Origin of the sequence: Herminiimonas arsenitoxidans, assembly GCF_900130075.1 — a bacterium.
Taxonomy (GTDB): domain Bacteria; phylum Pseudomonadota; class Gammaproteobacteria; order Burkholderiales; family Burkholderiaceae_D; genus Oxalicibacterium; species Oxalicibacterium arsenitoxidans.
On record NZ_LT671418.1, the window covers coordinates 1541313 to 1567454 of the forward strand.

The window sequence follows — 26142 nt, forward strand, 5'->3', positions numbered from 1 at the left end:
AAACTGATACACTAGCCCGCACATCTTTCAGGAGTCCTCATGGATCTTGCTGGTAAAAAAATCGTACTGGGATTGACCGGTGGTGTTGCCTGCTACAAAGCAGCAGAATTGACACGCGCCTTGAGCAAGGCTGGTGCATCAGTGCAAGTCGTGATGACGAATGCGGCAACGCACTTCATCACACCCGTAACAATGCAAGCCTTGTCCGGCAATCCTGTCGTCACCGATCAGTGGGATGCGCGCGTGGCCAACAATATGCCGCACATCGATCTGACGCGTGATGCCGATGCCATCGTGATCGCGCCCTGTTCCGCCGATTTCATTTTCAAGCTCGCGCATGGTGCATGCGACGATCTGCTGTCCACTTTATGCGTGGCACGCCCCGATACTCTGCCTTTGCTGGTCGCACCAGCAATGAATGTAGAGATGTGGCAAAACCCGGCGACCAAACGCAACGTTGCACAATTGAAAGCCGATCGTATCGCCGTACTCGGTCCCGATGCCGGTGAGCAAGCTTGCGGCGAAACCGGCATGGGTCGCATGCTGGAACCGGAACAACTGCTGGAAGAAATCATTGCCGTATTTCAACCGAATCTATTGGTTGGTAAAAGCGTGATGATCACCGCCGGCCCGACCTTCGAACCTATCGATCCGGTACGCGGCATCACCAATCTGTCTTCCGGAAAAATGGGATACGCGATTGCACGTGCTGCACGTGAAGCCGGTGCCGACGTGACGCTGATTTCTGGCCCGACTGCATTGGCCACGCCGTATGGCGTACAACGCATCAATGTACAAACCGCAGAACAGATGCACGATGTGGTGATGTCGCGTGTCAGCGCGCAGGATATCTTCATCGCTGTTGCTGCCGTAGCTGATTGGCGCGTCGCCAATGTCAGTGCACAGAAACTGAAGAAAAATGCTGCAGGCGAAGCACCATCGCTCGCCTTCGAACAAAACACCGATATCCTCGCCGCTGTCGCTGCCTTGAAGAAACGACCTTACTGTGTCGGCTTTGCTGCAGAATCGGAAAACCTGCTGGAATACGGTGAAGCCAAGCGCAAGAAAAAGAATATTCCGCTGCTGGTCGGCAACATCGGTCATCAAACTTTCGGCCAGGATCAAAATGAATTGGTGCTGTTCGACGACAAAGGCCACACTGCATTACCACTGGCTGACAAGCAACAACTCGCGCGCCAACTCATCAATGAAATCGTACAACGCCTGAAGGCTTGATCGTTCATAACGACAGCATTCAGATCAATCTATCTCGACACTATTTCCATGAAAACAATTGAAGTAAAAATTCTCGACCCACGCATGAAAGAACAATTGCCTGCATACGCCACCACCGGCAGCGCAGGTCTCGACTTGCGCGCATGCATAGATGCGCCTATCGTCATCAAACCGGGCGAAACGCATCTGGTGCCAACCGGTCTGGCTATCCATATTGCCAATCCAGGTTACGCCGCGATGATTTTGCCGCGCAGTGGCATGGGACACAAACACGGCATCGTTTTGGGGAACTTGGTCGGCTTGATCGACTCCGATTACCAGGGCCAATTGATGGTGTCGACATGGAATCGTGGTCAAACGGAATTCACGTTGAATCCGATGGAACGTCTGGCGCAATTGGTCATCGTCCCGGTCCTGCAAGTCGGCTTCAATGTCGTGGAAGAATTCGATACCAGCGAACGCGGTGTCGGCGGTTTCGGCAGCACCGGGAAGCACTAAATTTTAGGAGAATTTTTTATGCATGACCTGCGGCAACCTGTATTGAACCAAGTAAAGCGTCTATCACCTGCCAACGCAGCCTTATTTCCACTCGCTTTATTGCTGGCTGGTTGCAGCACAGTCTCGCTTGATACACCGACTACTCGCCCTGGCACTGCTGCGCCCGTCACTGAATCGGCGCAAAAGCAAGCCTTGCGCAATATCACGACACAGCAAGATCGTCTGTATCGTGTCGCAGCACCGCTGCTGGTCAGCAATGCACCCTTGTGCAAAGGCAATGCACGCAATCTGATCGGCTTCAGCGCAAAAACAAAATACTCGTTTTCTGAAGATTACGTAGATGCAGCACAATCACTCGGCTTTGAAGATCGCTTGCAAGTCACAGGTGTATTGAACAACAGCGGCGCAGCACGTGCCGGCATCAAACGTGGCGACATTCTGAATAGCGTAGAAGACAAACCTATGCCGCAAGGCCCGAACGCCGAGCGTCAGGCGGCAGCAATACTCGGTCCCTTGGTCAGCTCGCGCTCTTCCGTCAAGCTCGGCTTGATCCGTAGCGGCAACAATTTAAGCGTCACAGTTCCTTTGACTCTGGCTTGCGGCTTTGGCATCGAGTTGGGCAATACCGATAATGTGAACGCCTACGCTGACAGTCGTCGCGTACTCGTCACACGCGGCATGTTGAATTTTGTCCGTAACGATAATGAGCTGGCTTACGTGCTGGCAAAAGAACTCGCGCACAATGCACTCGGCCATCCAGCACAACAAAGAATGAGCGCAACCGTGGGCGGCATTATCGACAATCTGATCCGCATCACGCCAGATACCAGCGCGCTGGGCGGCACTGGTGGCGTCAAAGCCATGCCACAGGAATCGGATGCAGCAGCAGACCGACTCGCGCTCTACATGCTGACACGCGCCGGCTACAACATCGATGGTGCAAACAGTTTCTGGCAACGTCTGGCGAATCAATATCCAGCTAGCGTATCGAACAGCTATACAGCGATACATCCAGCTACCGCTTATCGTTTATCGGCCATCGACAAAACTGTAGCGGAAATCAAAGCGAAACAGGCAGCAAAAAAACCTTTGATGCCTTAACTCAGCTAGTCGTATAAACAATAAAAAAGGAACGCTTTGCGTTCCTTTTTTATTGTGTCTCTCCCTCAATATTTTGATATCCCAGAGTGCCAATTCCAGCAATGTCAAAAGCGCTGCCGTATCGTTTCCACCAGTGCGCGTGCAGCTGCCGATAAGTGGCTATTACGACGAGTAAAGAGAGCGACGGTATGCGTGACCGTCGGCGTCAGTGGAACCTGATGCAGCCCCGGCATTTCCTCGACCAGATTGGCCGAAAGAATTGTTGCGAGTGAGCTATTGCGCACGGTTGCGAGTATCGGTTCTATCGCATTCATTTCCATCACGATGCGCGGCGTGATGCCATTCGCCAGCAGGATCGCATCGATCATTTTTCGCGAATTGTATTCGTTCGACAGCATGATCAGTTCGTGCTCGTTCAATTTTTTCAGCGCAATCCCCGCACATCCCACGAGTGGATGACGATCGCCAACTACCAGTGCAAGCGGCACGGTAAAGAGTGGTTCGACATTGATCTGTTCTGTACTTGACGGTGCGTATGCCACACCGAAATGCAACTCGCCATCCAACAGACGCTCTTCTATCTCCCCCGAGCGCAAACGTAACACCGTAATCTTGATGCCGGGATAAACCTTGTTGAAATCGGCCAGGATAGGCGGCAGGTGAAAAGTACCGAATGAAGACAGCACGCCAAACGTGACCCTCCCGTGCTTGAGATTTTCCAATTCATTCAGCGCATCCATGCCCGCATCGACTTCCAGCAGCGCACGCTTCGCATAAGTCTGGAACAGTTCGCCCGCAGTCGTCAGTTTGACCACACGACCAACCCGATCGAATAACTGTATGCCGAGTTCGTCCTCTATCTGCTTGATCTGATGCGACAGCGTCGGCTGCGTGATGTGCAAACTCTCCGACGCTCGTGTGAAACTCTGCGACTGTGCAGCCGCAAGAAAGTAACGCAAATGTCGCAATTCCATGACTGTATTCGCTCCTAATTTGAGCCCCTTGCACCATCGAATAAGGGGTGGCTTTCCTATGATTCTATCAATGTTATTTATAAATACATAGATGACATCTATAAATTATATAAATTTAAATCATTTGTGCAGACAGATGACGCGGGATTAGTCTGTAAAAAACGCGCAACGACGCGTAAGTAAGCAGGTTTATCCGCTAACACAAAATACCAAGGAGACAAGGATGAAAAAGCTGTTCGCACTAACGGTCGCTACATGCCTGACGCTGACCAGCATAACTGCTCACGCCGATGATACCTATCCGCAGCAGACGATACGGCTAGTTGTTCCAGCATCTCCGGGTGGTGGCGCTGATTCCATTGCTCGCCTGGTGAGTCCCGGCTTGTCGGCAAGTTTGGGACAACCGGTAGTGGTCGATAACAAGGCCGGTGCATCCGGTACTATCGCCGGCGGTCTGGTCGCCAAATCGAAACCGAACGGCTATACCTTGTTGATGGCGCAATCCACCAGCATCGTGATCGCACCACATATCTACGAACAACTGTCCTACAACACGCTTAAGGATCTGGTGCCAGTGACGCAGGTCATCCGCGTACCGAACATTCTGGTCGTTAATCCACAAGTACCAGCGAAAACCGTCGCCGAATTCATCTCTCTGGCGAAGGCTAAGCCAGGCGTATTCAACTTTGGTTCTGCCGGCATAGGCTCGCCTAGTCACGTCGCCGGCGAAATGTTCGACAAGCAGACCAATATCAAAATGATGCATGTGCCCTACCAAGGCTCCGGCCCTGCAGTGATCGCCTTACTCGCCAACCAGATCCAGGTGATGTTCGCACCGATCACCGCAGTGCTACCTCTCATTAAATCCAACAAGTTGCGCGCACTGGGCGTTACCACCATCGCACGCCAGTCCGCATTGCCGGAAATACCGACGATTGCCGAGTCGGGCGTACCCGGTTTTGACATCAATTCGTGGTTCGGAATTTTTGTGCCGGCAGGTACACCACCCGACATCATCGCGCGTCTGAACCGTGACATCGTCCAGGTGCTGAAAGATCCTCGCGTCGCCAGCGCGATTGCCCAACAGGCATCGCAACCGGTCGGCAATACACCACAAGAATTTGCCACATTGGTGCACAACGAAAATCAGCAATTCGCCACCCTCATAAAAGACATCGGCACGCAAGCCCTGAGGTAGGTCTGCTATCTAGCTTTAACTTCACCTTCAACCTGAACGAGGAATCACGCATGTCAGCTCTCACCTTGAAACAAGCAAACAACATTATTGAAAACGCCATCGCACATGCTCACGCAAGCGACATCAAGCCGCTCGCCGTTGTCGTACTCGATCCCAGCGGCAACATCATCGCTGCACAGCGCGAAGACAACGCCAGCATGTTCCGCCTCGATATCGCACTGGGCAAAGCCTGGGGCGCAGCGGCGATGGGTTGTTCCAGTCGCGCACTCGGTCTGCGTGCCAAAGACAATCCTGCGTTTTTCACCACGCTGGCAGCGACGGCAAAAGGCCGCTTCCTGCCGCAAACCGGAGCCGTACTGGTCAAGGCTGAAGACGGCGCAATTCTCGGCGCAGTCGGTGCCAGCGGTGGCACCGGCGATGAAGATGAAGCCTGCTGCGTCAAAGGCATAGAAGCTGCCGGTCTTCGTACCAATGCCGCATAAATAAAAATGCGTGGATGAAGTGCTGAACAACTGCAATCTCAAGGAAAGAACAACATGAACACAAACACCAAAAACAAAGGCGCAGTGAAAGCAGGCGACGGCACATATATCTTCGCCTTGCCCGAGATGGCAGGCATGGAGGCCGGCATCGGTTATTCAACCGCGTTCGGCCCGGTCGTCGAAGGAGAACGCATGCAGGTCGGCTTGATCAGCAAACCTCGTGGTACTGGCGCAAAGCCGCATACCCATCCAAACGAACAATGGAATTACATCGTGCAAGGCACGCTGCGCGTCAGCATAGGCGATCAACCGGAACGTCTGTGCGGCCCGGGAACACTGCTCTACTTCCCTGCCAACATCGTGCATTCGACAGTCGCAACACTAGACGAAGACGTCGTCTTCCTCACCGTCAAGGATTTGTCGCATGGCATACATGGTAAGGCAGTCGATGGGACCATGGATGGCGGTTACTTCGAGCCTGGCTTCGAGAACAAATAAGTTGCACAGGCCTGTCATGCAATGACACCCAGCTTGAGCAGGACACAGGAGAAAGACAGCGATGGCTAACATCAGAAACATCGGCTTTATCGGCATAGGCAATATGGGTGCGCCCATGGCCGGGCAACTTGCCCGCAAGGGTTTTTCCCTGACCGTGTACGACGCGAATGCGACGACCGCCGACGCATTCGCCCGCGAGCATGGTGCACGCGCTGCACGCACTGCAGCCGAAGTTGGAGACGGTGCCGATGCAGTAATTTTCATGTTGCCTAACGATCACGTCGTACAGCAAGTGTTATTCGACGATGGACTCGCAGCACAACTCGCACCCGGCAGCATCGCCATCGATATGGGTACCTCAGCACCGGCTGCAACACGCAGCATCAGCGCCAAACTTGCACCACTCGGCATCGGCTATCTGGATGCACCTGTCATGGGCGGCGTGATATTTGCGAAAGACGCCAGCCTAGACATCATGGTCAGCGGCGACGACGTATCTATAGAGCGCTGCCGACCGCTATTCGATGCGATGGGACGCAAGCTCTGGCCATGCGGCGACATCGGCAGCGCGCATGTACTGAAAGCGATGACTAATTACATCAATGCATGTGCCCTCATCAACACGCTGGAAGCGATGACGATAGGTCGCAAGTTTGGTCTCGACAGCAAAGTCATGGCCGAAGCCATCGATGCAATGTGCAACGGTCGCCAGCATCCGGTCGTCAAAAAAGTGATTCCACATGTACTGACGCGCAAGTTCGGCACCGGCATGGCGATGCAACTGATCGCCAAGGACGTGAAGATCGCAGTCGACAGTGCACACAGTGTGGGCGCAGCGGTACCGCTAGGCGAAGCAACAGAAAAATTATGGCGCGCCGCCTGCGAACAGCTCGGCGGCAGCAGCGATCACTCGGCAATCGTCAAGTACTGGGAAGCAGCAAGCGGCGTGCAACTCTGACGCACACCAATATTAGTTCTGATCACGTAATTCCAATTGAAAAACCACTTTAGGAGAATTGAATGAGCGCAGTACAAAAGACACATGATGACGAAGTACAAGGCGTCGAACACTGGACCAACAAGGGCGACGTGCGACTGTTCATGTGGGAAAAATTTGTCGGTACGCCGGATAACAAACCTGCGGTGCTATTCGTCCACGGTTCGTCGATGGCGTCGCAACCGACCTTCGATCTGACGGTACCAGGCCGCGCCGATTCATCGGTGATGGACTGGTTCGCCAAACGTGGTTTCGTTTGCTGGTGCGTCGATATGGAAGGCTATGGCCGCTCCGACAAGACACGCGACATTACCTGCGATATTTCCAACGGCGCCGACGATCTAGCTGCTGCGACCGACTATATCCGTCGCACACGCGGCATAGCAAGCTTTTTGACCTACGGCATTTCTTCCGGTGCGTTGCGCGCGGCCTTGTTCGCACAACGCTATCCCGATCGCGTGTCACGGCTGGCGCTCGATGCTTTCGTCTGGACCGGCGAAGGTGCGCACACACTGGAACAACGACGCAAGAAACTGCCGGAATTCCTGTCATCCAATCGTCGCGCTATCGATAGAGCGTATGTCTATTCGATCTTCGAACGCGATCACGCCGACTGTGCAGAAAAACGTGTAGTCGAAGCTTTCGCAGATGCGATTCTGGCGCTCGATGATTCGATGCCGAACGGCACTTATATCGATATGTGCTCCAAGTTGCCGCTGGTCGATCCAGAAAAAATTACCGTCCCGACCGTCGTGTTGCGCGGCCAGTTCGACGGCATTGCGGCATTCGACGATTTGATTGAATTCTTCAAGCTCCTGCCGCACCCGGACAAACAATTCACCATGTTGAACGGAATTTCTCACGCCAGCTTTCAGCAGAAAAACTACATGATGGTTTATCAAATACTGCACGCCTACTTTACTCAGCCTGCACCAGTGTATGTATCAGCAGGAGCACACTGAAGTAAACGTTGCATCCGAATCCCCGTCTACATGACGGGGATTCGACCACAAGAAGGAGACAAAAATGATTTTCAGTAAGTGGTTCAATAAATACAACAAGGACTACTACGGCGGCGCACTGATGATGTTGATCGGACTCGCTGCAGCCGCACGTGGAATCGACTACAAGGTCGGCACACTGGAAAACATGGGTTCCGGCTTTGTCCCTGTGGCGGAAGGCGTGCTGCTCGCGCTGGTCGGTGCCACCATCGCATTACAAGCTACACGCACTGCACCTGCAGCAAAAAAAACCGGCACGCCACAATGGCGCGGCTGGCTGTGCATCGTGTCTGGATTGATTGCGTTTGTGATCCTCGGTGAACATGGCGGCCTGCTGCCAGCAAGTTTTGCAATTGTGTTCATCTCGGCGCTCGGTGATCGCAACAACAGCCTGAAGGATGCATTCGTCCTCGCACTGGCTTTAATGATAGTTAGCGTGGTGGTATTCCGCTGGGCGCTCGGTGTGCAGTTTCCATTACTGCAGTGGGGTTGAACAATGCTGCAATCTCTGATGGACTTGCAGCACGGCTTTGGTATTGCGCTGCAGCCACACAATCTAATGTGGTCTTTCTTCGGCGTGTTGATCGGTAATCTGATCGGTGTGCTACCGGGAATGGGTGCCTTGTCGGCGATCTCCATCCTGCTGCCACTCACTTACGCGATGCATCCCATCCCTGCGACCTTGATGCTGGCTGGTATTTTCTACGGCTCGCAATATGGCGGCGCAATAGGTGCCATCCTGCTGAATCTGCCCTGCCACCCACCGCATGCAGTCACTTGTCTGGACGGTTATCCGCTCACGCAACAAGGCAAGGGAGGAACCGCACTTGGCATCACGATGATCTCTTCCTTCTTCGCAGCCTCGGTCGGCATCATCGTGATGATCATCGCATCGCCGCTGCTGGTCAGCATCGCGTTCGAGTTCGGTCCCGCGGAAATATTTTCCATCATGCTACTCGGACTGCTATGCGGTGGCACCATGTCGCGCGGTTCTGCACTCAAGGGTGTGGCGATGACGTTGGTCGGTTTGTTGATAGGCACGGCAGGCACCGATGTGAACAGCGGCACCATGCGCTTTACCTTTGGCTTTCTGGAGCTGTCGAACAAGGTCGAGTTGGTAGCGCTTGCGCTGGGTCTATTTGGCGTGACCGAATTCTTGCGTAACGTAAATCAGATACAGGTAGTCAGCGCACATAGCACCAAGGTCAGCCTGCGCGATATGCGTCCCAGCAAAGCGGACCTCAAGCGCTCCTTCATGCCCATGTTGCGTGGCACATTCATCGGTACGCTATTCGGTTGCATGCCAGGTACCGGTCCGACGATCACGACTTTCATCGCGTATGCGTTCGAACGCAAGATATCGAAAACGCCTGAGCTGTTCGGCACCGGAATGATAGAAGGCGTCGCAGCGCCGGAAGCTGCTTCGCACTCGAAGACGCAAGTTGACTTCGTGCCGACGATGAGTCTGGGCATACCGGGCGATGCAGTCATGGCGCTGATACTCGGTGCGCTGCTGATACAAGGCATACAACCAGGACCGCAACTGATCACCGAACATGCTGATCTCTTCTGGGGATTAGTCGCCAGCTTCTGGATCGGCAATGTATTGCTCATCATACTGAACGTACCCTTGATCGGCATCTGGGTGAAACTCTTGCGTGTGCCGTATCGCTTCCTGTTTCCATCGGCGCTCTTCTTCATCGCAGTCGGCGTGTACAGCGTCAATAACAGTTTGTTTGAAGTGGGTGAAGTGCTGGTATTCGGATTGATCGGTGCACTGTTCGTCGCGCTTGATTTCTCTGTTGCGCCGATACTGCTAGGTTATGTGTTGGGCCCGATGATAGAAGAAAACTTCCGCCGCGCAGTACTGCTGTCACGCGGCGACATGATGGTGTTTCTGCAGCACCCTATCAGTTGCGCGTTTCTTACCCTGTGCGCCTCCATGATAGCGGTACAAGTTTTCTTTTCATGGCGAAAATCTCACCGCGCAAAGCAGGCTACACACAATGAGTTATCGGAAATAGCGCCCTTGCCTTGAGCTACTGATTGCGGTGAGGTTGTAAAAAAGCGTGCTGTCTCATGTAGACAGCACGCTTTATTTTTTCATCGCATCAAGTGATGCAGATAACGCCAAACTATTTACGCATGCGCCTTCATTGCTTCATCGATATCAGCACGCGACAACTCCGGTGCAAATTGCTGAATAAAGTCATACGCATATTGACGCAAATACGCACCACGCCGCACGGCCAATCGCGTCACATTTTCTGCAAACAGATGCGAAGCATCAATGACCTTCAAACCATTGCTGCCATTCTGCTTAACCGCCATCGACGCCACGATGCCAACACCAAGATCGAGTGACACGTATTGCTGAATAACGTCCGAATCCATCGCTGTTAAGACGATGTCAGTCGTAATGTCAGCCTTCTTGAATGCATCGTCGATATGGCCACGACCGGTAAAGCCCAGGTCATACGTAATCAATGAATACTGCGCCAGATCTGCCAGCGTGATCAGTTTCTTTTCCAATAAAGGATGACCATCCGGCACGACTACCGAGTGATGCCAGCGATAGCAAGGGAAGGAAACCAGATCTTCAAACTGGCTCAAACCTTCCGTCGCGATACCGATATCTGCCTTGCCCGACAACACCCACTCTGCAATGTGTTCAGGTGTACTTTGCTGCAAGGCGATACGTACTTTAGGGAATTCCTTACGAAACACCTGCACGACCTTAGGCAGCATGTAACGTGCTTGCGTATGGGTCGTTGCGACGGCCAGCGTACCGATTTCCTGTCCTGCGTATTCCTGGCTGGCGCGCTGCAGATTTTCCGCTTCCAGCAGCAAGCGATCGATGATCTGCAAGATGCCACGACCAGGATCGGTCAAACCCGTCAGACGTTTACCATTACGCTCAAAGATATCGACGCCCAGCTCTTCCTCCAACTCGCGTATCTGCCGGCTGACGCCAGGCTGCGATGTGAACAGCACATTCGCCACCTCGGTCAGGTTGTAACCGCAACGCGCGGTCTCGCGGATCGATCGTAGTTGTTGAAAATTCATATCCAGGCACCTCTCTCTACTTGCTCAATAGTGCGCTGACTATCGGTGTGCGTTATTCCGCTTACACCGATTCGTCAACGAACACTTGCAAACGTTTAGGGCGAACGATCAGTGTTTCGCCATCTTTCAATTTCAATTGGCTGAAACGCTCATTCGAGATCACGGCTTCAATCAATTCACCGTTATCGTCACGTTCCAGCTCCAGTTGTGCCAACGGGCCTATCGCATGTGAGCGACGCAGTTGCACCACGATACCTTCTGCACCAGTCGTGTAGCGATCCACTTCCAGATCGTGCGGACGCACATAGCCGATACCCTTGGCATCTTGTGTTTCTGCATGCTCAGGCGCATCGAAAGCGATACCGGACGATTGCAAAATGCCTTCATGCACGCGGCCGTGGAACAAGTTCACATTGCCGAGGAAGCCGTAGACAAATGGCGAAGCCGGGTTGTTATACACATCCTTAGGCGCACCGATCTGCTCGACGTTACCTTTGTTCATCAACACGATCTGATCGGCGACTTCCAGCGCTTCTTCCTGATCATGCGTGACGAAAATACTGGTGACATGCAGATCGTCATGCAGACGACGCAACCAGCGACGCAATTCCTTACGCACTTTTGCATCCAGCGCGCCGAACGGTTCATCCAGCAGCAACACACGTGGTTCCACTGCCAAGGCACGCGCCAAGGCGATACGCTGACGCTGACCACCCGACAATTGCGGTGGATAGCGATCTGCCAGCCAATCCAGTTGCACCAGCTCCAGCAGCTTGGTTACTTTTTCCTTGATCACTTGTTCGGAAGGACGCGTAGCCGCAGGGCGCACACGCAAACCGAAAGCGATGTTTTCAAACACAGTCATGTGCTTGAATAAGGCGTAATGCTGGAACACGAAACCAACCTGACGTTCGCGCACATGGCGCGCCGAAGCGTCTTCACCATCCAGCAATACCTGGCCGTGATCCGGTTGTTCCAGACCGGCAATGATACGCAACAAGGTAGTCTTGCCGCAGCCGGAAGGTCCGAGCAATGCGGTCAATTCACCCGCTGGGAATTCCAGCGATACATTGTTGAGTGCGACAAAATTGCCGAATTGTTTTTGAATATTCTTGACTTCGATGCTCATGATCCCTGCTCCTGAAACTGTTCGTGTGTATCTTTTAAACGCCATTCAATGAATGATTTGAGCGCCAGTGTAACCAGTGCCAACATTGCCAGCAATGATGCTACAGCGAATGCTGCGGAAAATTGGTATTCGTTATAGAGAATCTCAACCTGCAGCGGTATCGTATTTGTCTGACCACGGATATGACCGGATACCACCGATACTGCGCCAAATTCACCCATCGCACGTGCATTACACAGAATCACTCCGTACAACAAACCCCATTTGATATTAGGCAGCGTCACATGCCAGAAGGTTTTCCAACCCGATGCACCCAAGACCAGCGCGGCCTCTTCCTCTTCACTACCTTGTGATTGCATCAATGGAATCAATTCACGCGCAACAAACGGGAAGGTCACGAATATCGTTGCCAGCACGATCCCCGGAACTGCGAACAGGATCTTGATATTGTTTTCCTGCAACCAACCGCCGAACCAGCCTTGCGCACCAAACAACAGCACATAAATCAAACCGGAGATCACTGGAGAAACCGAGAACGGCAAATCGATCAAGGTCAGCAAAACACTTTTGCCGCGGAAATCAAACTTCGCGATACACCACGAAGCCGCCACACCGAATACCAGATTCAAAGGCACCGCAATCGCCGCCGTAATCAGCGTCAGCTTGATCGCAGAAACAGCATCTTCTTCAACAATCGCTGCGATGTAGGCATCCCAACCCTTTTTCAACGCTTCAGCAAAAACAGATGCCAATGGCACGAATAGAAACAAAGTCAAAAATGCCAGCGCAACAACAATCAATACCGTACGTACCCAAACCGGTTCCAGCGTCGCAGCCGGCACACACAGCGCTGTACGCGGACCACTGGCGACCGTCACGCCATTAGATGGAAAAGCAATCGCTGTCATATCAAACCTTCTCTGCCTGACCACGCTTGCGGGTCCAGGCTTGCAATAAATTAATCGCCAATAGCATCAAGAACGAAGCCGTCAACATCACCACCGCAATCGCCGTCGCACCTGCATAGTCGTACTGCTCCAGCTTGGTTACGATAAAGAGCGGCGTAATCTCGGACACCATAGGCATATTGCCGGCGATGAAAATGACAGAACCGTATTCACCCGTCGCACGCGCAAAAGCCAGAGCAAAACCAGTCAGCAATGCAGGGAACACCGTAGGGAAAATAACCTTGGTAAACGTCTGCCAATGACTGGCGCCCAAGCTCGCTGCAGCTTCTTCCAGCTCACGCTCGGCATCTTCCAGCACCGGCTGTACGGTACGCACCACAAAAGGCAGGCCGATAAACGTCAACGCGATCACAACGCCCAGCGGCGTAAATGCCACCTTGATGCCTACTGCTTCCAGATAACGACCGATCCAACCGTTAGGCGAATACAGTGCGGTCAATGCAATACCAGCCACCGCAGTCGGCAATGCAAACGGCAAATCAACCATTGCATCAATAATTTTCTTGCCGGGAAATTTGTAGCGCACCAGCACCCAAGCCACGATGCCACCGAAAAACGCATTCAAGGTTGCCGCAATCAGTGAAGCGCCAAAGCTCAACTTATAAGAAGCCATCACGCGATCTGAGGTCACCGCAGTAACGAAGTCATCCCACGTCATCGTGAACGTCTTCAAAAATACGGCCGACAGCGGTATCAAGACGATCAGGCTGAGATAGAAGATGGTAAAACCAAGCGACAAATTGAATCCGGGAAGTACCCTGGATGCAGTTTGTTTCCTGACAGGAATGGCAATGGCAGCAGCGGACATAAGCTCTCTTTATTACAAATATGGCTAACAGGCTGCAATAATTGCACTTAGCCGATATAAAGAAAACGAATCTTTTTGCATTTTGTTAGAAGAAAAACGTATATAGAATTTCCCCCACGTAACGCAGTAGCTGTGATTCCTGCCAGAGAAGATGAGATTTTTGCCGCGATAGCTGAGATTCAATCTTGCATATAGGAAACATATTAATTTCCTCGCAAAACTGACTCTCTACAACCAAGCCACCTTCCCCTGCCTAGCGAAGGTTGCAGCCCGGTCATACGATACTTCACATCCCAACGCACACAAGTCATGTGCATCTGCTTCAAAGTTGTTATCAATAGCGCCAACACGTGTCAGGACGAATTACTGGAAAACACTAAGCCGATGGCAACTCTTTAAGCAATTGCAGCAAGCGCTGCCCCAGGATTTCCGGGCGACCACAGAATAGTTTGTCGAGCAGTGCCGGTTGTTCCAGTTGGCGATACAACGCCGCTCGCGCCGGATAATCGTCCGCCAGACGCACCGCTGCCGCAACGTAATCCTCAACGCTTTCGGTAATGCACCAGTCAGGCAAGCCCAAGCGTCTGAACAAGCCTTCGTCGATATGCTCGAACACTTCACGACCACTTTTACATACGCCTGGAATACCGATAGTCACAGCATCGACGATGCCATTGGTATTACCGAACGGGAACGGGCTGAGAAACATATCGCACTGATTAAAAATGGAGAGGTATTGCTGATATGGCTGATGTTGATACACCGATGCCTGCGGCAGATAACCTTGTATCAGGCGGCATACTTGAGGGTAAATCAAACCCTGCGCCTGACCGATCAAAAAATGGAAATGTATCTGGCGCGATGATTGCCGGTCAATTTCCTGGCATGCCGCCAAAAAGCCCGGATTCAATTTCATCGTCGTGGCAGCCACCGCTACATGCACCACCGGTCGCTCTAGACGCTGCTGCGGAGCCAGCGCTACTTCAATGGCAGATGGGCGATATGGCTGCCCGTCTTTCGGCAACAGCAATAACTTCTCGCTGAAACAAGCCGGATCGCCGACGAAATCCTCTTCAACGCTGATGTAATCGATGGCTCGTGCGTGGGTCGTGGCCGGATGTCCGAGCGCCGCCACCTGCAAGCGGGCCAATCTCAGATTGGCCGCAAACATGGTGATCGGGAACATGCCGACGCTGGGCATGTACAACACATCCGGTCGCCGCGCCGTCGCCACAGCATGCAATTGGCGCATGCAGCCTATCGTGTCATGTTGCGTTTCAAATTCAATGACCTCATCGAATACCGCTCGCCCCAGATCGTCCACGTTATTGGCATAAGCAATCGCGACCAGATGGAAATGCTCGCGCGCCGCTTCCAGTGTTTTCGAATGGGTGCGGTAAATCGAATGCCCGCCGGTAAACCATTCCAGCAAGACCAGCATGACCGGTTTGCCGGCATGATTGCTCACGGTCGCTGTCGGTGGAATATCCCGAATATTGAGCGCTGCCAGCTTGTTTTGAATCAGGCGGTTAATCGGTCGCTTGATATCGTGGCGTCCCGGCAAATCGGCATAACTGCAATGCATGTAAACATCGTGCAAGATCCCAAGCGGCAAGCTATCCAGCGTATCGATTTGTTCCAGTTGTGCCGGCAGCCACGCCAGCAAGGCTTCCCGTTTCGAATGCGCCGCTCTTGAGCCGAGAAAGCGCGGCGACAGCAAGGCCATGAACAGGGCCGCGGCAAGTGTGGGATTTTGTTGCCACAACCGTGCGGCATCCAGCGGCTGTTCGGACTCCGACGAATACAGGATGCAGTACTTGATCAGATCCAATTCAGTGACATGCACCGCCTTGGATTCAGGGCCAAGGAAATTGAGCGAACTCAGGATATGGTCAGCGTTGACGAAGGGACTGGCTGCAAACAACGCTGCCAACCAGCGCTGAAAATTGATCAGTTGCCCGAAACCATCCAGCGTAACGTGGAAGCTCGGATCTGAAAACAAGGCAGAAATGGCACTGGTAACTCGTGTCAACACATGCTGATGCAATTGTTCTGCCGGTATCGATGGTGATGCCGTGAGCACGAAACTCTCGGTGAGTTTTCCGTAATTTTTATCCAGCAGCAACAAGAGCTTGAGCAGTTGGCGTACGGCTGCTTCCTGTTGTCTGGAATAACAAAGGTATTCGAATTTTTCCAGCGAGAAAATTTCTTCTGTCATCGTGCGCTAACTAATTAATACGAACTCAAATGTGGAAAAACTCGGAAACAGATCTGCTCGCGCAGAATTTATTGCAGGCTATTAAATCGACATTATTGTCGCGCTGCAATAATTGGATTGCATCATCCTGCCCAAGGTCCTAGTTGTAAATTTGCATCAAAAATGTGATCCACGTTCAAAAATATTCCTTGTAGACAATGCGCATATCCAACCCGGTATGTGCGCACCTGCCCACATATTCCCCCTCTGAAACATGGCTATGACACAACATTTTGCGCCTTGCAAAACTGTCCTGCCGTCAAATCGGCTACTGCATTCGCAGTATTTACTTTATAGCGTCGCTCTTTAATATATTCAGATCGAACCTGCTATTTGGCGAAAAAACACTGGCGCAGTATGGCCATCTTGTCGTGTTTGCCCGATCAGAACAGAAAATATCCTACAAATTCAGGGTTGATCTAGGACTTTAGTCGGATGCGCAAAGAATTTGGGCTACCTACAATCCAGCAACTCTTCACCTCAAGCTCATGTTTCTATGAATAGCAGCTACCGCAATCTCTGGAACCCCGACACCGGGAATGCCGCTTCCAAACTCGGCCGCGCATGCGGCAAGCACAGCGGCAGCTTGCTTGCGCAGCGCTTGGCGCCCGGCATCATGCAATGTTTACTTGGGGTGACATTGACGCTCGCGGCTGCCGGCGCGCTGGCCGATGATCGCTTCAACATCACGCGCTTCCAGATAGATGGCAATACCTTATTGCCGACCAGCGAAGTACAAGCCTTGACAGCACCGCTGAGCGGCCCCAATCGCGCCTACGGCGATGTGCAAAAGGCGCTCGAAGCGCTGCAGAACGCCTATCGCAAGGCTGGCTACAGCACTGTGCAAGTCTACGTTCCCGAGCAGGAGCTCACCAGCGGCGTAGTCAAAATCCAGGTGAACGAAAGCGTCATAGGCAAGGTCGTCGTCAGCGGTAACAACTACTTTAGCGAACAGAATATCCGCCGCAGCCTGCCGCAAGTACAAAGCGGCAAGACGCCGAATCTGCGCCAAATTTCCGAAGCGGTACAACTCAGCAACGACAGTCCGGCCAAGCAAATTAACGTCGTCCTCGGCACAAGCGAAGAAGACGGCAAAATCGACGCCGAAGTCAAAGTCAGCGACAACAATCCCTTGCGCGTATTCATGACGCTCGACAATACCGGCACCGATGCCACTGGCAAATGGCGCACCGGCGTAGCGATACAGCATGCCAATCTGTTCGACCGCGATCAGGTCGGTACGCTGGCATATACAACGTCGCCGGATAGTCCAAGCGGCGTACGCGTCAACTTGTACTCGCTGGGATATCGCATTCCGCTGTACGGCATGGGCGACAGTCTCGATTTCATCTACGGTAAATCCAGCGTCAATACACCGGGCGCATCACCGACGCTGGGTGGCTTACTCGGCTTTACCGGCAAGGGCGACATCTTCGGGCTACGCTGGAATCACTTCTTCGCACGTCAGGGTGAAACCAGCACTAAACTTGTGTTCGGTCTCGATTACAAAAAAATCGATTCACGCTGCAACATCAATGGCATCGAATTGAGCACTGCACCGCCGACGCCGCCAGTGGCTTCCTGCGTGCCTTATACGACCATGCCACTGAGCGCGACTTATAGCGGTCAGACACGCGGTGTCAGTCAGAACATCGACTACAACGTCGGTATCGCGCGCAACATCGGCACCGGTACGGCTTATACCAATAATATTACCGACGGTAGAACCGATCGTTATTCCTATCTGACGCCGGGCAGCCGCAACACCAACGACAACTTCATCATCCTGCGCGGCGGCGCTTCCATCTTCAAAAGCTTCAGCAACGACTGGCAAATGCGTGTCGCAGGTTCTGCGCAATATGCCAAGGACCCGCTGGTATCCGCTGAGCAGTTTGGTTTGGCTGGTGCAACGATGGTGCGCGGCTTCACCGAGCGCGCGGTGGCAGCCGACAGCGGCATGATACTCAACAGTGAAATCTATACGCCTGAACTGCTAAGCAAAGGCAATCTGCGCCTGCTCGCGTTTTACGACATCGGACGCGGCTACAACAACAAAGTTGGCAGCACCGGCATTCCATCAAGCATGACGGTAGCAAGCATAGGCGTCGGCGCGCGCTATGTACTGGGCCGTGACTTCAATCTGCGGCTGGACGTCGCCCGCGTGCAAAACGCTGGTACAGCAATTACCGAAAGCCGCGGCGACGTGAATGCGCATCTAAGCGCGACATTGGGGTTCTGACATGAATAATGACAAGCAAAAACAGACTGCGGCCATCGATGCTGCAAACAGTCAGGCGATATGCACGGAGTGCTTGCCGCCATCGATCACCATGCGTATCGGCAATCGCCGCCTGACCTTGACTTGGCGGCCGCGCAAGCAGATGCCGCAATTGCTGACTGGTTTGCTGCGCCGTTCCTGGCGCACCATGTTCCGTTCTTCCTTGCGCTTGTCCATGATTACCGCCGCTGTATGCGCCGCATGGAATATCCCGGCGATGGCAGCAGCGCCGGCACCGAATACCTTGCCAACCGGCGGCACGGTTACCTACGGTAACGCCACGTTCACGCAAAACGGCAATACGCTCAACATCAACCAGACCACCAATCAGGCTATCGCCACTTTCACGACCTTCAGCATCGGTGCCAATGCGACGGTCGACATCAACCAGCCGAGTGCTGCCGCGGCTTTCCTGGCGCGCGTGACTGGCTCCGATCCATCGCTGATTTACGGCATGCTCAAATCCAATGGCACGGTCGCGCTGATCAACCAGAACGGCATACTGGTCGGGCCGACCGGCGTGGTCGATGTGGCACGCTTCATCGCCAGCACGCTGAATATCAGCGACAACGATTTTCTGGCTGGACGGCTGACCTTCAACAACGGTGGCAATGCCGGCAATGTCAGCAATCAAGGCACGATTAAAACCGCCAACGGCGGCAGCGTGTATCTGGTCGGCGTCAACGTTGACAACAGCGGCATCATCCACAGTCCCAACGGCGAAGTCCTGCTGGCAGCAGGTCAGACCGTACAACTGATAGACACCGGCACGCCCGGCGTCTCGGTTGCCGTCACCGGTAGCGCCAGCAAGGTCACCAACCTCGGCACCATCACGGCAGAAGCCGGTCGCATCGGCATCGCCGCGGGCTTGATCAACAACAGCGGCAACATCAATGCCAGCAGCGTAGTCAGCGAAGGCGGCCGTATCTTCTTGCGCGCATCGCAGAATCTGACCACCACTGCCAGTTCCAGCATCAGCGCCGACGGCAGCAAGGGCGGCAACATCGTGCTGTATGCAGACGACACAGCCTATCTCGACGGCGCTATATCGGCGGTCGGTCCCGTGTTGGGCGGCGGCTTTGTGGATACATCCGGCCTGAAGTCGCTGGACGTCGTCAATGCGCCTACCATTGGCGCCGGCGGTACCTGGCTCATCGACCCGTATAACCTGGAGGTGGTGAGCGACGCCGTCGCCAGCGCCAATATCTCCACCGGCGGTACCGGCCCCTTTGCCGTCACCTCCATCGGCACCGGCGCCCAGATCAGGGCATCGTCCATCAGCACCTGGCTCAGCCAGGATCTCAACGTGACGCTGTCCACCTCGGGCGGTCAGTCGGATGGCGGCTACGGCAACATCAATATCAGCGCGCCGATCACCAAGAGCGCCGGCGCGTATTCCGTACTGACACTCAATGCCGACGGCAATATCTATGTCAACGCCAACGTCGCCAGCACCAGCGGCAGGCTCGATGTAAACATGATCAGCAACTACCGCGGCTTCTACAACGGGATCCAGTCGAACCAGATCAGCGGTGCCACCGTTTCGCTCAACGGCGGCGTACTCAACGTCAGCGACGGCTATTCCGGTTTCCGAGCCGGCAACCTGTCCCTGATCAATGGCGCCATGCTCAACCTGAGTTACAACCACTCGGATCCGAACTCGCTGCAAGCCGGCTCCCTGTATGCCGGCAATCTGACCGTGGACGCCACCAGCAGCATCGTCGGTAGCGGCGGTCCTAATTCCAATCTGAGCGTGAGTGGCGCGTATGCCAACGACGGCACTCTGACGCTGTCCAACACGGCCGGCATGAGTGTCGGTACGCTCACCAATACCGGCAATGTCACCCTGACCAACGTCAGCGCCTTCACGTCCGGCGCGGTCGGCAACAGCGGCAACCTGACGGTGACCGACAGCGCAGTGACCGCCACCGACAAGATCACCAATACAGGCCAGTTTTCGATTACCAATAGCACCATCAATACAGTGAACGGCTTTATCAATAGCCTGGGCGCCACGCTAGATCTGGGCTATCAGTCCAGCTTCAACAGCGGCATCCTGAAAAACGCCGGCACGATGAATGTCGGCGGCGTGCTGATCACCAATGCCACGGTGACCAATGATGAGACCGGCCTCATCAATCTGGGGGCCGATGCGCAATCCTTCACGGTCACCGGCAACGGCGGCTGGACCAACAACGGTTCTATCGTGTTGAACGGCGCCTCGCGCACGGTTAACCTGTATGTGGGCAATCTGACCAACAACGGCAGTCTGGTCATCGGCGGTGGTGGCAATAGTTTGTCGGTCGCTGACAATGGCGGCCTGCTCAATGCCGCAACGGGAACGATTACGGTCGGCAGCGATGCTTCATTGAACGGCTCTTCCCTTTCCAATAGCGGCCTCCTCACCATGCAAGGCAACGCCGGCGTCTATTTTTCGGAGGGAGTGCAGAATCAGATCGGCGGCACGATCAGCGGCACCGGGACGATCGGCATGGCCGACGTGAATGGCGTGCGCAGCACGCTGGTCAACAGCGGCACGATCGCGCCGGGCGGCAGCAGCGCCATTGGCAGTCTGACGATAGACGGCGGTTACATGCAAACCCCCACCGGCGTCTTGCAGATCGATGTCGCCAGCGCCAACAGCTATGACAGGCTCTATCTCAGCAACATCAGCGGCCCACAGGCAGTCAGCCTGGGCGGCACCTTGCAAAGCACCTTGCTGAACGGCTACGTACCAACCTCAGGCGCAACGTTCAGCGTCATCAATGGCGGCGTGACGAACGGCTATTTCCGCAATGTATTGGGCGACGTGGTGCTCAATGGCGGTAATAAACAGATGCTCAAGGCCAGCACCGTCAACGGTGCCAACGTCAACCTGACCATGGCTTCCGGCGAGGACATCGCTTATGTCGGCAATGCCAGCTCCAACTGGGGACAAGCGAACAGCTGGTCCACGGGATATATCCCGACTGCTGTTGATCGCGTGTTTCTCGACGGTGGCACGGTGCAGCATGCCTCCGGCAGTGATACGGTCGATCAGTTGAGCATCGCCAACGGCACCACTCTGGGTCTCAGCGGCGGCAGTGGCCTGACGGTTCTCACTTCCACCGCAATGGCAGGCACAGTCAATATCAACGGCGGTATGCTGACATTGGGCGGTGCGACGACCGGCACCGGCGCCATCAATATGGACAGCGGCTCTTTCAATTTCTCCGGTGCTACGCGTCTGGATAGACTGTACATCTCCAACGGTACGGTAGCCGGCGCTGCTGGTTCTGCACTCAATGTTGCGGAATCGTTTGTTCAAAACGGCGGCACACTGACGCTGGCTAATGCGGCATTGAACCAGGCCAGCGGCAACATGAACGTCGGTAATATCAACGCCAACAATCTCGTGCTGACTTCGGAGAACGGTGCCATCACACAGACTGGTGGGACTGCGCTACACGTCATGCAGCAACTGATTGCTTCCGCAGCGACGGGCATTACTTTATCCAGCGCCAACAACCAGATCGCCGCTTTCGCTGCGAACAATAAGGTCAACGGCAATATCGTGCTGAGGAACACGCTCAATACCGCTGACACGACGGCAGTGGTATTGAACGGCATCTCCAACGCCGGCGGCAATGTGTTCATCAACAATACCGGCGGCACCGTTACCAGCGCCATCGGCAGCAAGGCCGATTTTCTGGCAGGCATTCCGACCAACGCCGATGGCTCACCAAGCAGCGCTGCGGCCCAACTCACCGCGCTCGGTATTAATACCGACGGTAGCGTCAAGTCCGCTACGGGATCGGTAGATATCGTTGCGAATAGTCCGCTGACCATAGGCAGCGGCGGTGTCAATGCCGCGAGCGGCATCGTCCTGACCGCCGGAGACAACAATGCGGCGGAGGACAATCTGACGATCAATGGTTTACTCAATTCAAGCAGCGGCGACATTGCGCTGTCGGCCGGCAATAACGTCGATATCAATGCCAACGTTGCGACTACAGGTAGTACGTCCTTTACTACAGTTCGCGGTATGGTCAACTATGCACGCGGGGTCAGCATCACTGACGTCAACGGTACACGCATCCCTGTGCCCATAGCCGTTGTACCACCTGCTGCACCACCTGTTACAGCAACCGAAGTCGCACCGGTGATTACCCCTTCGGTTGGGCAAATTGTGGCAAGCGTCATTGCGCCGCGCGTGACGACGGTCAATACCAATCCACCGACCTTCAGTTCTGGCACAAGTTCTTCCACCACAGACGATGCTCCTACCGTTGGCGGCAGTCCGGGCACTTTTGGCAGTGATGACAAGAGTGCTCCCAAGGACAATCCGCGATTGCTGATGTGTACGTGATGTTGCGGAGGACAAGAAAAATGAAACAGGAATATCGCCACATGAATATCACGATGAGCAAAATCCGACGCTTGCCGACGCTGCTGTTATTGCCGCTACTGCTGATCTGGGGAAATCCGGCGCATGCACAAGCGGTTGGCAAGATAACTAATTTGTCCGGTGTGCTGACGGCACGTCATCCCGATGGCAGCGTGCGTATCATGGCTTCGAAATCAGATGTGATGCAGGGTGACACGCTCATTACACAAGCCAATACTTATGCGCGCATCAAGTTCGTGGACAACGCAGAAATCGTCCTGCGGCCCGCGTCTGAACTGATCATAAAAAGCTATCAGTACGATGCCGAAAAACCCGCGAATGACAAGATCGCCATCGGTCTGACTAAAGGCAGCCTGCGCGCGGTTAGCGGCTTGGTCGGCAAACGCAATCCCGATGCAGTGAGCTTCGATACGCCCGCTGCAACCATAGGCATACGCGGCACCCACTTCGGTGCCTTGTTCTGCCAGAACGATTGTGGCGGCGTGCCGACACCGAGCGGTACGACACCGGCCAACGGTTTGCACGTTGATGTCGCACAAGGCGCGATCGTGCTCACCAACCCGGCCGGCTCGCAGGTATTCCAGTCCGGTCAATTCGGCTTTATCGCCAACATGAACACGCCACCTGTCGTGATACCGCCGACGCAAGGCATTCCGCTTACGATGCCGCTATCGATTAGCAAAAACGCCCCTAGTATGGGACCGAGCAGCAATGCTCAGGGCACTGCTTGCATCGTGCGATAGCGGCGTGTTGTAGAGATCAGAATTTGTATCGCGCCGTCATCGTCACTGTACGCTCACGACCCGCGTAGCATTCGCCCTGATAGCAAATCGTGTTGTACTTCTTGTCGAAGAGATTGCTTGCGTTGAGTGACAAGCGCCACTGCCCAGTTTCGTAACGCAGCAATGCATTGAACAAGGTCACGCCGGCCTCCGCAGAACGGTTGTCTTCAAAATTCTGACGAACACCGATGTAATTGGCACCAGCACCGATGCCCCATCCTTGCGCCATTGCGTAATCGACCCAGATCGAAGCACTCTGTCTCGGGATGGCAACTGGTCGCTTGCCAAGCTCATCTGGATCCAGGCTCTGTACGACCTTGGCATCCATCAGCGTATAAGAAGCCACTACGTTCAGGCCGCGTGCCACTTCCGATTTCGCTTCAAGCTCCAGCCCTCGTGAGCGCTGTTCGCCGATCTGGCGACTTTCACCAGTACCCGGATTGGTAGTAACGACATTGGTTTTTTGCAGATTGAACAGTGCTGCCGTGAACAAGGTATTGCTGTTGGCCGGTTGGAACTTCACGCCGACCTCGGTTTGTTTACCTCTGCTTGGCTTCAATGGATTGCCGCTTGCATCCAGTCCGGCTGTCGGCAAAAAGGATTCCGAATAACCGATATATGGCGCCCAGCCATTACCGACCAGATAAGACAGGCCAGTACGTCCGCTGAAGGCATCGTCGCTCTTTCTGGTCAAAGTTGAAAGCCGCCGATTGTCGGTCGTCGAACGCACATGATCCTGGCGACCGCCCAGTGAAAGTACCCAACGGTCTGTGATCTTGATTTGATCTTGCGCGTAGAAGCCAATCTGATTCGTCACTTGAGTGAAATCCGCATTCAAGGTAGTCGGATCCGTAATCGGCAAGCCATACACAGGATTCAACAAGTCCAGATCCGGCCCGGCACCACGATAGCGTAAGGCCGTGCCTTCCACTCGGTTCCAGTCCATACCGAAGAGCAAATTGTGCTCGACTGCACCACTACGGATTTTTCCGTGTAACTGGCTATCGAGAGAGACTTGCTGGAGCTGATCCTTCCATGAGCGCTTTGTACGGGTATAAGTGTGTCCATCCGGCTGCAAGTCTTCGACCCACAGTGCACGGCGATCCATCGATATATCGGTATAGCGTGCATTCTGTTTGAACGACCATTCATCATTGAATGCATGCTCGAACTGATAGCCGATCGAATTCTGCTTCTGCGCGAAACGCGAGTAAGAGTAATCACCCATCTTGACCTTCGTCACGCTAAGATCGGCTGCCAGCGCATAGTAAGCATCTTCGCCGGACTCATCCTTGAGGAATTCACCTAATACGGTCAACGAAGTAGCAGCGTTCGGCTGCCAACGGAAGGACGGTGCCAGATAGTTGCGCGTGCGGTTGATCTTGTGCCCGTCCGGGTAGCGATCCTGATCGTTGCTGTCGAGTGACACACCGACCAAACGATAACTAAACTCTCCGCTATCACCTATCGCATCGCCCAAATCAAAGGCAACTTGCTTGCGATCGAAACTGCCGTATTGCACTTCCACTTCGCGTATGCGTTCGCCAGTCGGTTGTTTGCTGGTGCGATTGATGATGCCGCCGGCATCGCCCTGACCGTACATCACGGACGACGGCCCACGCAGCACCTCGACTCGCTCCAAACCATACGGTTCAGTCATGCGGTAAATCACTTCGAACCGCGATTGCGCCAAGCCATCGCGGTAGTTGCCGCTATCACCGGGGAAACCGCGCATGTAAATGTATTCCCAGCCGCGCGGGTCCGGCCCGTAGGTATTAACGGCAATCCCCGGCGTTTGCCCCACGATATCCATGATGTCCTGCACACCGCGTGCCTCCATCTCGGTACGTCCGATTACCGAAATCGATTGCGGAATTTCGAGGATGGAGGTGCTGGTCTTGGTCGCACCGCTGGTGCGTCGCGCCACATAACCAACTACCGAACCATCATCCTGTGCAGCTTTCACCGTGACCGCAGGAAGAACGGCATCCTGACGCGGCGTAGCATCGACCGCCGGCAAACTGCGCAAGGTGTACTGCCCATTGCCGCGATGTACCGCTTCCAGACCACTACCGCTCAACAGCGCGGCAAAGCCGCTGGCAACTGAATAATTGCCCTGCAATCCAGCAGACTGCGCACCAGTGGTAACGGCAGGATCAAACGACAAGGCCACACCAGCCGCAGCGGCGAAGCGCCCCAGCACTGCAGCCAAAGGGCCGGGTGCAATCTGGTAGGACTTCACGCTTTGCTGACTGGCTGACGAGTCGGTATCTGCCGCCTGCGCAACATGCGGCGTGATTGCCGTCACGGCAAGAGCGAGCAAGGCTGCGTGCATAGCCAGTGTCATTGGTCGGATGGCAGGCAAGGCATCAGCCTGCTGCAAAGAATTGGAATGGCGACGAGAAAATCGATGATCAAACATGTGAACCCTGCATGAAATGGTTGTATTGAATACCCCTGTCATGTAGGCCGAACGAAACGC

Annotated in this window: 20 protein-coding genes; 13 read left to right on the forward strand and 7 right to left on the reverse strand. The window is 54.2% G+C overall.

Annotation, left to right across the window (positions count from 1 at the left end; genetic code table 11):
* The first annotated feature begins 39 nt into the window (after positions 1-39).
* The 3 genes from coaBC to BQ6873_RS07275 are packed head-to-tail and all read left to right on the forward strand — an operon-like array spanning position 40 to position 2835.
* Complete coding sequence (gene coaBC / locus BQ6873_RS07265; RefSeq protein ID WP_076592050.1) at positions 40-1236, forward strand: bifunctional phosphopantothenoylcysteine decarboxylase/phosphopantothenate--cysteine ligase CoaBC; 1197 nt, start codon at positions 40-42, stop codon at positions 1234-1236.
* 48 nt (positions 1237-1284) lie between these two features.
* On the forward strand, positions 1285-1734 hold the full coding sequence (gene dut / locus BQ6873_RS07270) for a dUTP diphosphatase (protein ID WP_076592051.1): 450 nt from the start codon (positions 1285-1287) through the stop codon (positions 1732-1734).
* Between the two features lie 18 nt (positions 1735-1752).
* Positions 1753-2835: a M48 family metallopeptidase gene (locus tag BQ6873_RS07275; protein WP_076592052.1), complete on the forward strand. Its 1083-nt coding sequence runs from the start codon at positions 1753-1755 to the stop codon at positions 2833-2835.
* Between the two features lie 104 nt (positions 2836-2939).
* On the opposite strand, the gene cynR is transcribed toward BQ6873_RS07275, so the two are convergent.
* A complete protein-coding gene (gene cynR, locus BQ6873_RS07280) occupies positions 2940-3809 on the reverse strand; it encodes a transcriptional regulator CynR (RefSeq protein ID WP_076592053.1) in 870 nt (289 codons plus the stop codon).
* A 223-nt stretch (positions 3810-4032) separates the two neighbouring features.
* On the opposite strand from cynR, the gene BQ6873_RS07285 reads away from it, so the two are divergent.
* The 7 genes from BQ6873_RS07285 to BQ6873_RS07315 all read left to right on the forward strand — a co-directional run bounded on the left by BQ6873_RS07285 (position 4033) and on the right by BQ6873_RS07315 (position 10023).
* Positions 4033-5007: a Bug family tripartite tricarboxylate transporter substrate binding protein gene (locus tag BQ6873_RS07285; RefSeq protein ID WP_076592054.1), complete on the forward strand. Its 975-nt coding sequence runs from the start codon at positions 4033-4035 to the stop codon at positions 5005-5007.
* A gap of 50 nt (positions 5008-5057) precedes the next feature.
* Positions 5058-5489 (forward strand): GlcG/HbpS family heme-binding protein, encoded by a 432-nt coding sequence (locus BQ6873_RS07290; protein ID WP_076592055.1) that lies wholly within the window; start codon positions 5058-5060, stop codon positions 5487-5489.
* A gap of 54 nt (positions 5490-5543) precedes the next feature.
* Complete coding sequence (locus tag BQ6873_RS07295) at positions 5544-5987, forward strand: cupin domain-containing protein (RefSeq protein ID WP_076592056.1); 444 nt, start codon at positions 5544-5546, stop codon at positions 5985-5987.
* A 61-nt stretch (positions 5988-6048) separates the two neighbouring features.
* The gene (locus BQ6873_RS07300; protein ID WP_076592057.1) at positions 6049-6945 is read left to right on the forward strand and encodes an NAD(P)-dependent oxidoreductase; all 897 of its coding nucleotides are present in this window, start codon (positions 6049-6051) and stop codon (positions 6943-6945) included.
* A 62-nt stretch (positions 6946-7007) separates the two neighbouring features.
* Positions 7008-7946 (forward strand): alpha/beta hydrolase, encoded by a 939-nt coding sequence (locus tag BQ6873_RS07305; RefSeq protein WP_076592058.1) that lies wholly within the window; start codon positions 7008-7010, stop codon positions 7944-7946.
* A 64-nt stretch (positions 7947-8010) separates the two neighbouring features.
* Positions 8011-8478, forward strand: a complete 468-nt coding sequence (locus BQ6873_RS07310; RefSeq protein WP_076592059.1) for a tripartite tricarboxylate transporter TctB family protein — start codon at positions 8011-8013, stop codon at positions 8476-8478.
* 3 nt (positions 8479-8481) lie between these two features.
* Entirely contained in the window at positions 8482-10023 is a 1542-nt protein-coding gene (locus tag BQ6873_RS07315; protein ID WP_076592060.1) for a tripartite tricarboxylate transporter permease, read from the forward strand.
* A gap of 101 nt (positions 10024-10124) precedes the next feature.
* On the opposite strand, the gene BQ6873_RS07320 is transcribed toward BQ6873_RS07315, so the two are convergent.
* From BQ6873_RS07320 to BQ6873_RS07340, 5 genes are all read right to left on the reverse strand, one after another.
* Positions 10125-11051: a CysB family HTH-type transcriptional regulator gene (locus BQ6873_RS07320; protein WP_076592061.1), complete on the reverse strand. Its 927-nt coding sequence runs from the start codon at positions 11049-11051 to the stop codon at positions 10125-10127.
* 61 nt (positions 11052-11112) lie between these two features.
* Positions 11113-12180 carry a sulfate/molybdate ABC transporter ATP-binding protein gene (locus tag BQ6873_RS07325; RefSeq protein WP_076592062.1) on the reverse strand — a complete coding sequence of 356 codons (1068 nt, stop codon included), beginning with the start codon at positions 12178-12180 and terminating at the stop codon, positions 11113-11115.
* The gene (gene cysW, locus BQ6873_RS07330; RefSeq protein ID WP_076592063.1) at positions 12177-13088 is read right to left on the reverse strand and encodes a sulfate ABC transporter permease subunit CysW; all 912 of its coding nucleotides are present in this window, start codon (positions 13086-13088) and stop codon (positions 12177-12179) included. Before cysW ends, BQ6873_RS07325 begins: the two co-directional genes overlap by 4 nt.
* Before the next feature lies 1 nt (position 13089).
* Complete coding sequence (gene cysT, locus BQ6873_RS07335; RefSeq protein WP_076592064.1) at positions 13090-13956, reverse strand: sulfate ABC transporter permease subunit CysT; 867 nt, start codon at positions 13954-13956, stop codon at positions 13090-13092.
* A 376-nt stretch (positions 13957-14332) separates the two neighbouring features.
* The gene (locus tag BQ6873_RS07340; RefSeq protein ID WP_076592065.1) at positions 14333-16174 is read right to left on the reverse strand and encodes a peptide transporter; all 1842 of its coding nucleotides are present in this window, start codon (positions 16172-16174) and stop codon (positions 14333-14335) included.
* Between the two features lie 655 nt (positions 16175-16829).
* Between BQ6873_RS07340 and BQ6873_RS07345 the strand changes: the two genes are divergently transcribed.
* Genes BQ6873_RS07345 through BQ6873_RS07355 form a run of 3 tightly spaced genes read left to right on the forward strand, consistent with a single transcriptional unit; the run spans position 16830 to position 23621 of the window.
* Positions 16830-18452: a ShlB/FhaC/HecB family hemolysin secretion/activation protein gene (locus tag BQ6873_RS07345; RefSeq protein WP_173830617.1), complete on the forward strand. Its 1623-nt coding sequence runs from the start codon at positions 16830-16832 to the stop codon at positions 18450-18452.
* Between the two features lies 1 nt (position 18453).
* On the forward strand, positions 18454-22839 hold the full coding sequence (locus BQ6873_RS07350) for a beta strand repeat-containing protein (RefSeq protein ID WP_083664414.1): 4386 nt from the start codon (positions 18454-18456) through the stop codon (positions 22837-22839).
* 20 nt (positions 22840-22859) lie between these two features.
* Positions 22860-23621, forward strand: coding sequence for a FecR family protein (locus BQ6873_RS07355; RefSeq protein ID WP_076592066.1), 762 nt, complete (start codon positions 22860-22862; stop codon positions 23619-23621).
* Between the two features lie 16 nt (positions 23622-23637).
* Here the strand turns inward: BQ6873_RS07355 and BQ6873_RS07360 are convergent, their stop codons facing one another.
* Entirely contained in the window at positions 23638-26082 is a 2445-nt protein-coding gene (locus BQ6873_RS07360; RefSeq protein ID WP_231949295.1) for a TonB-dependent siderophore receptor, read from the reverse strand.
* Positions 26083-26142 lie beyond the last annotated feature (60 nt).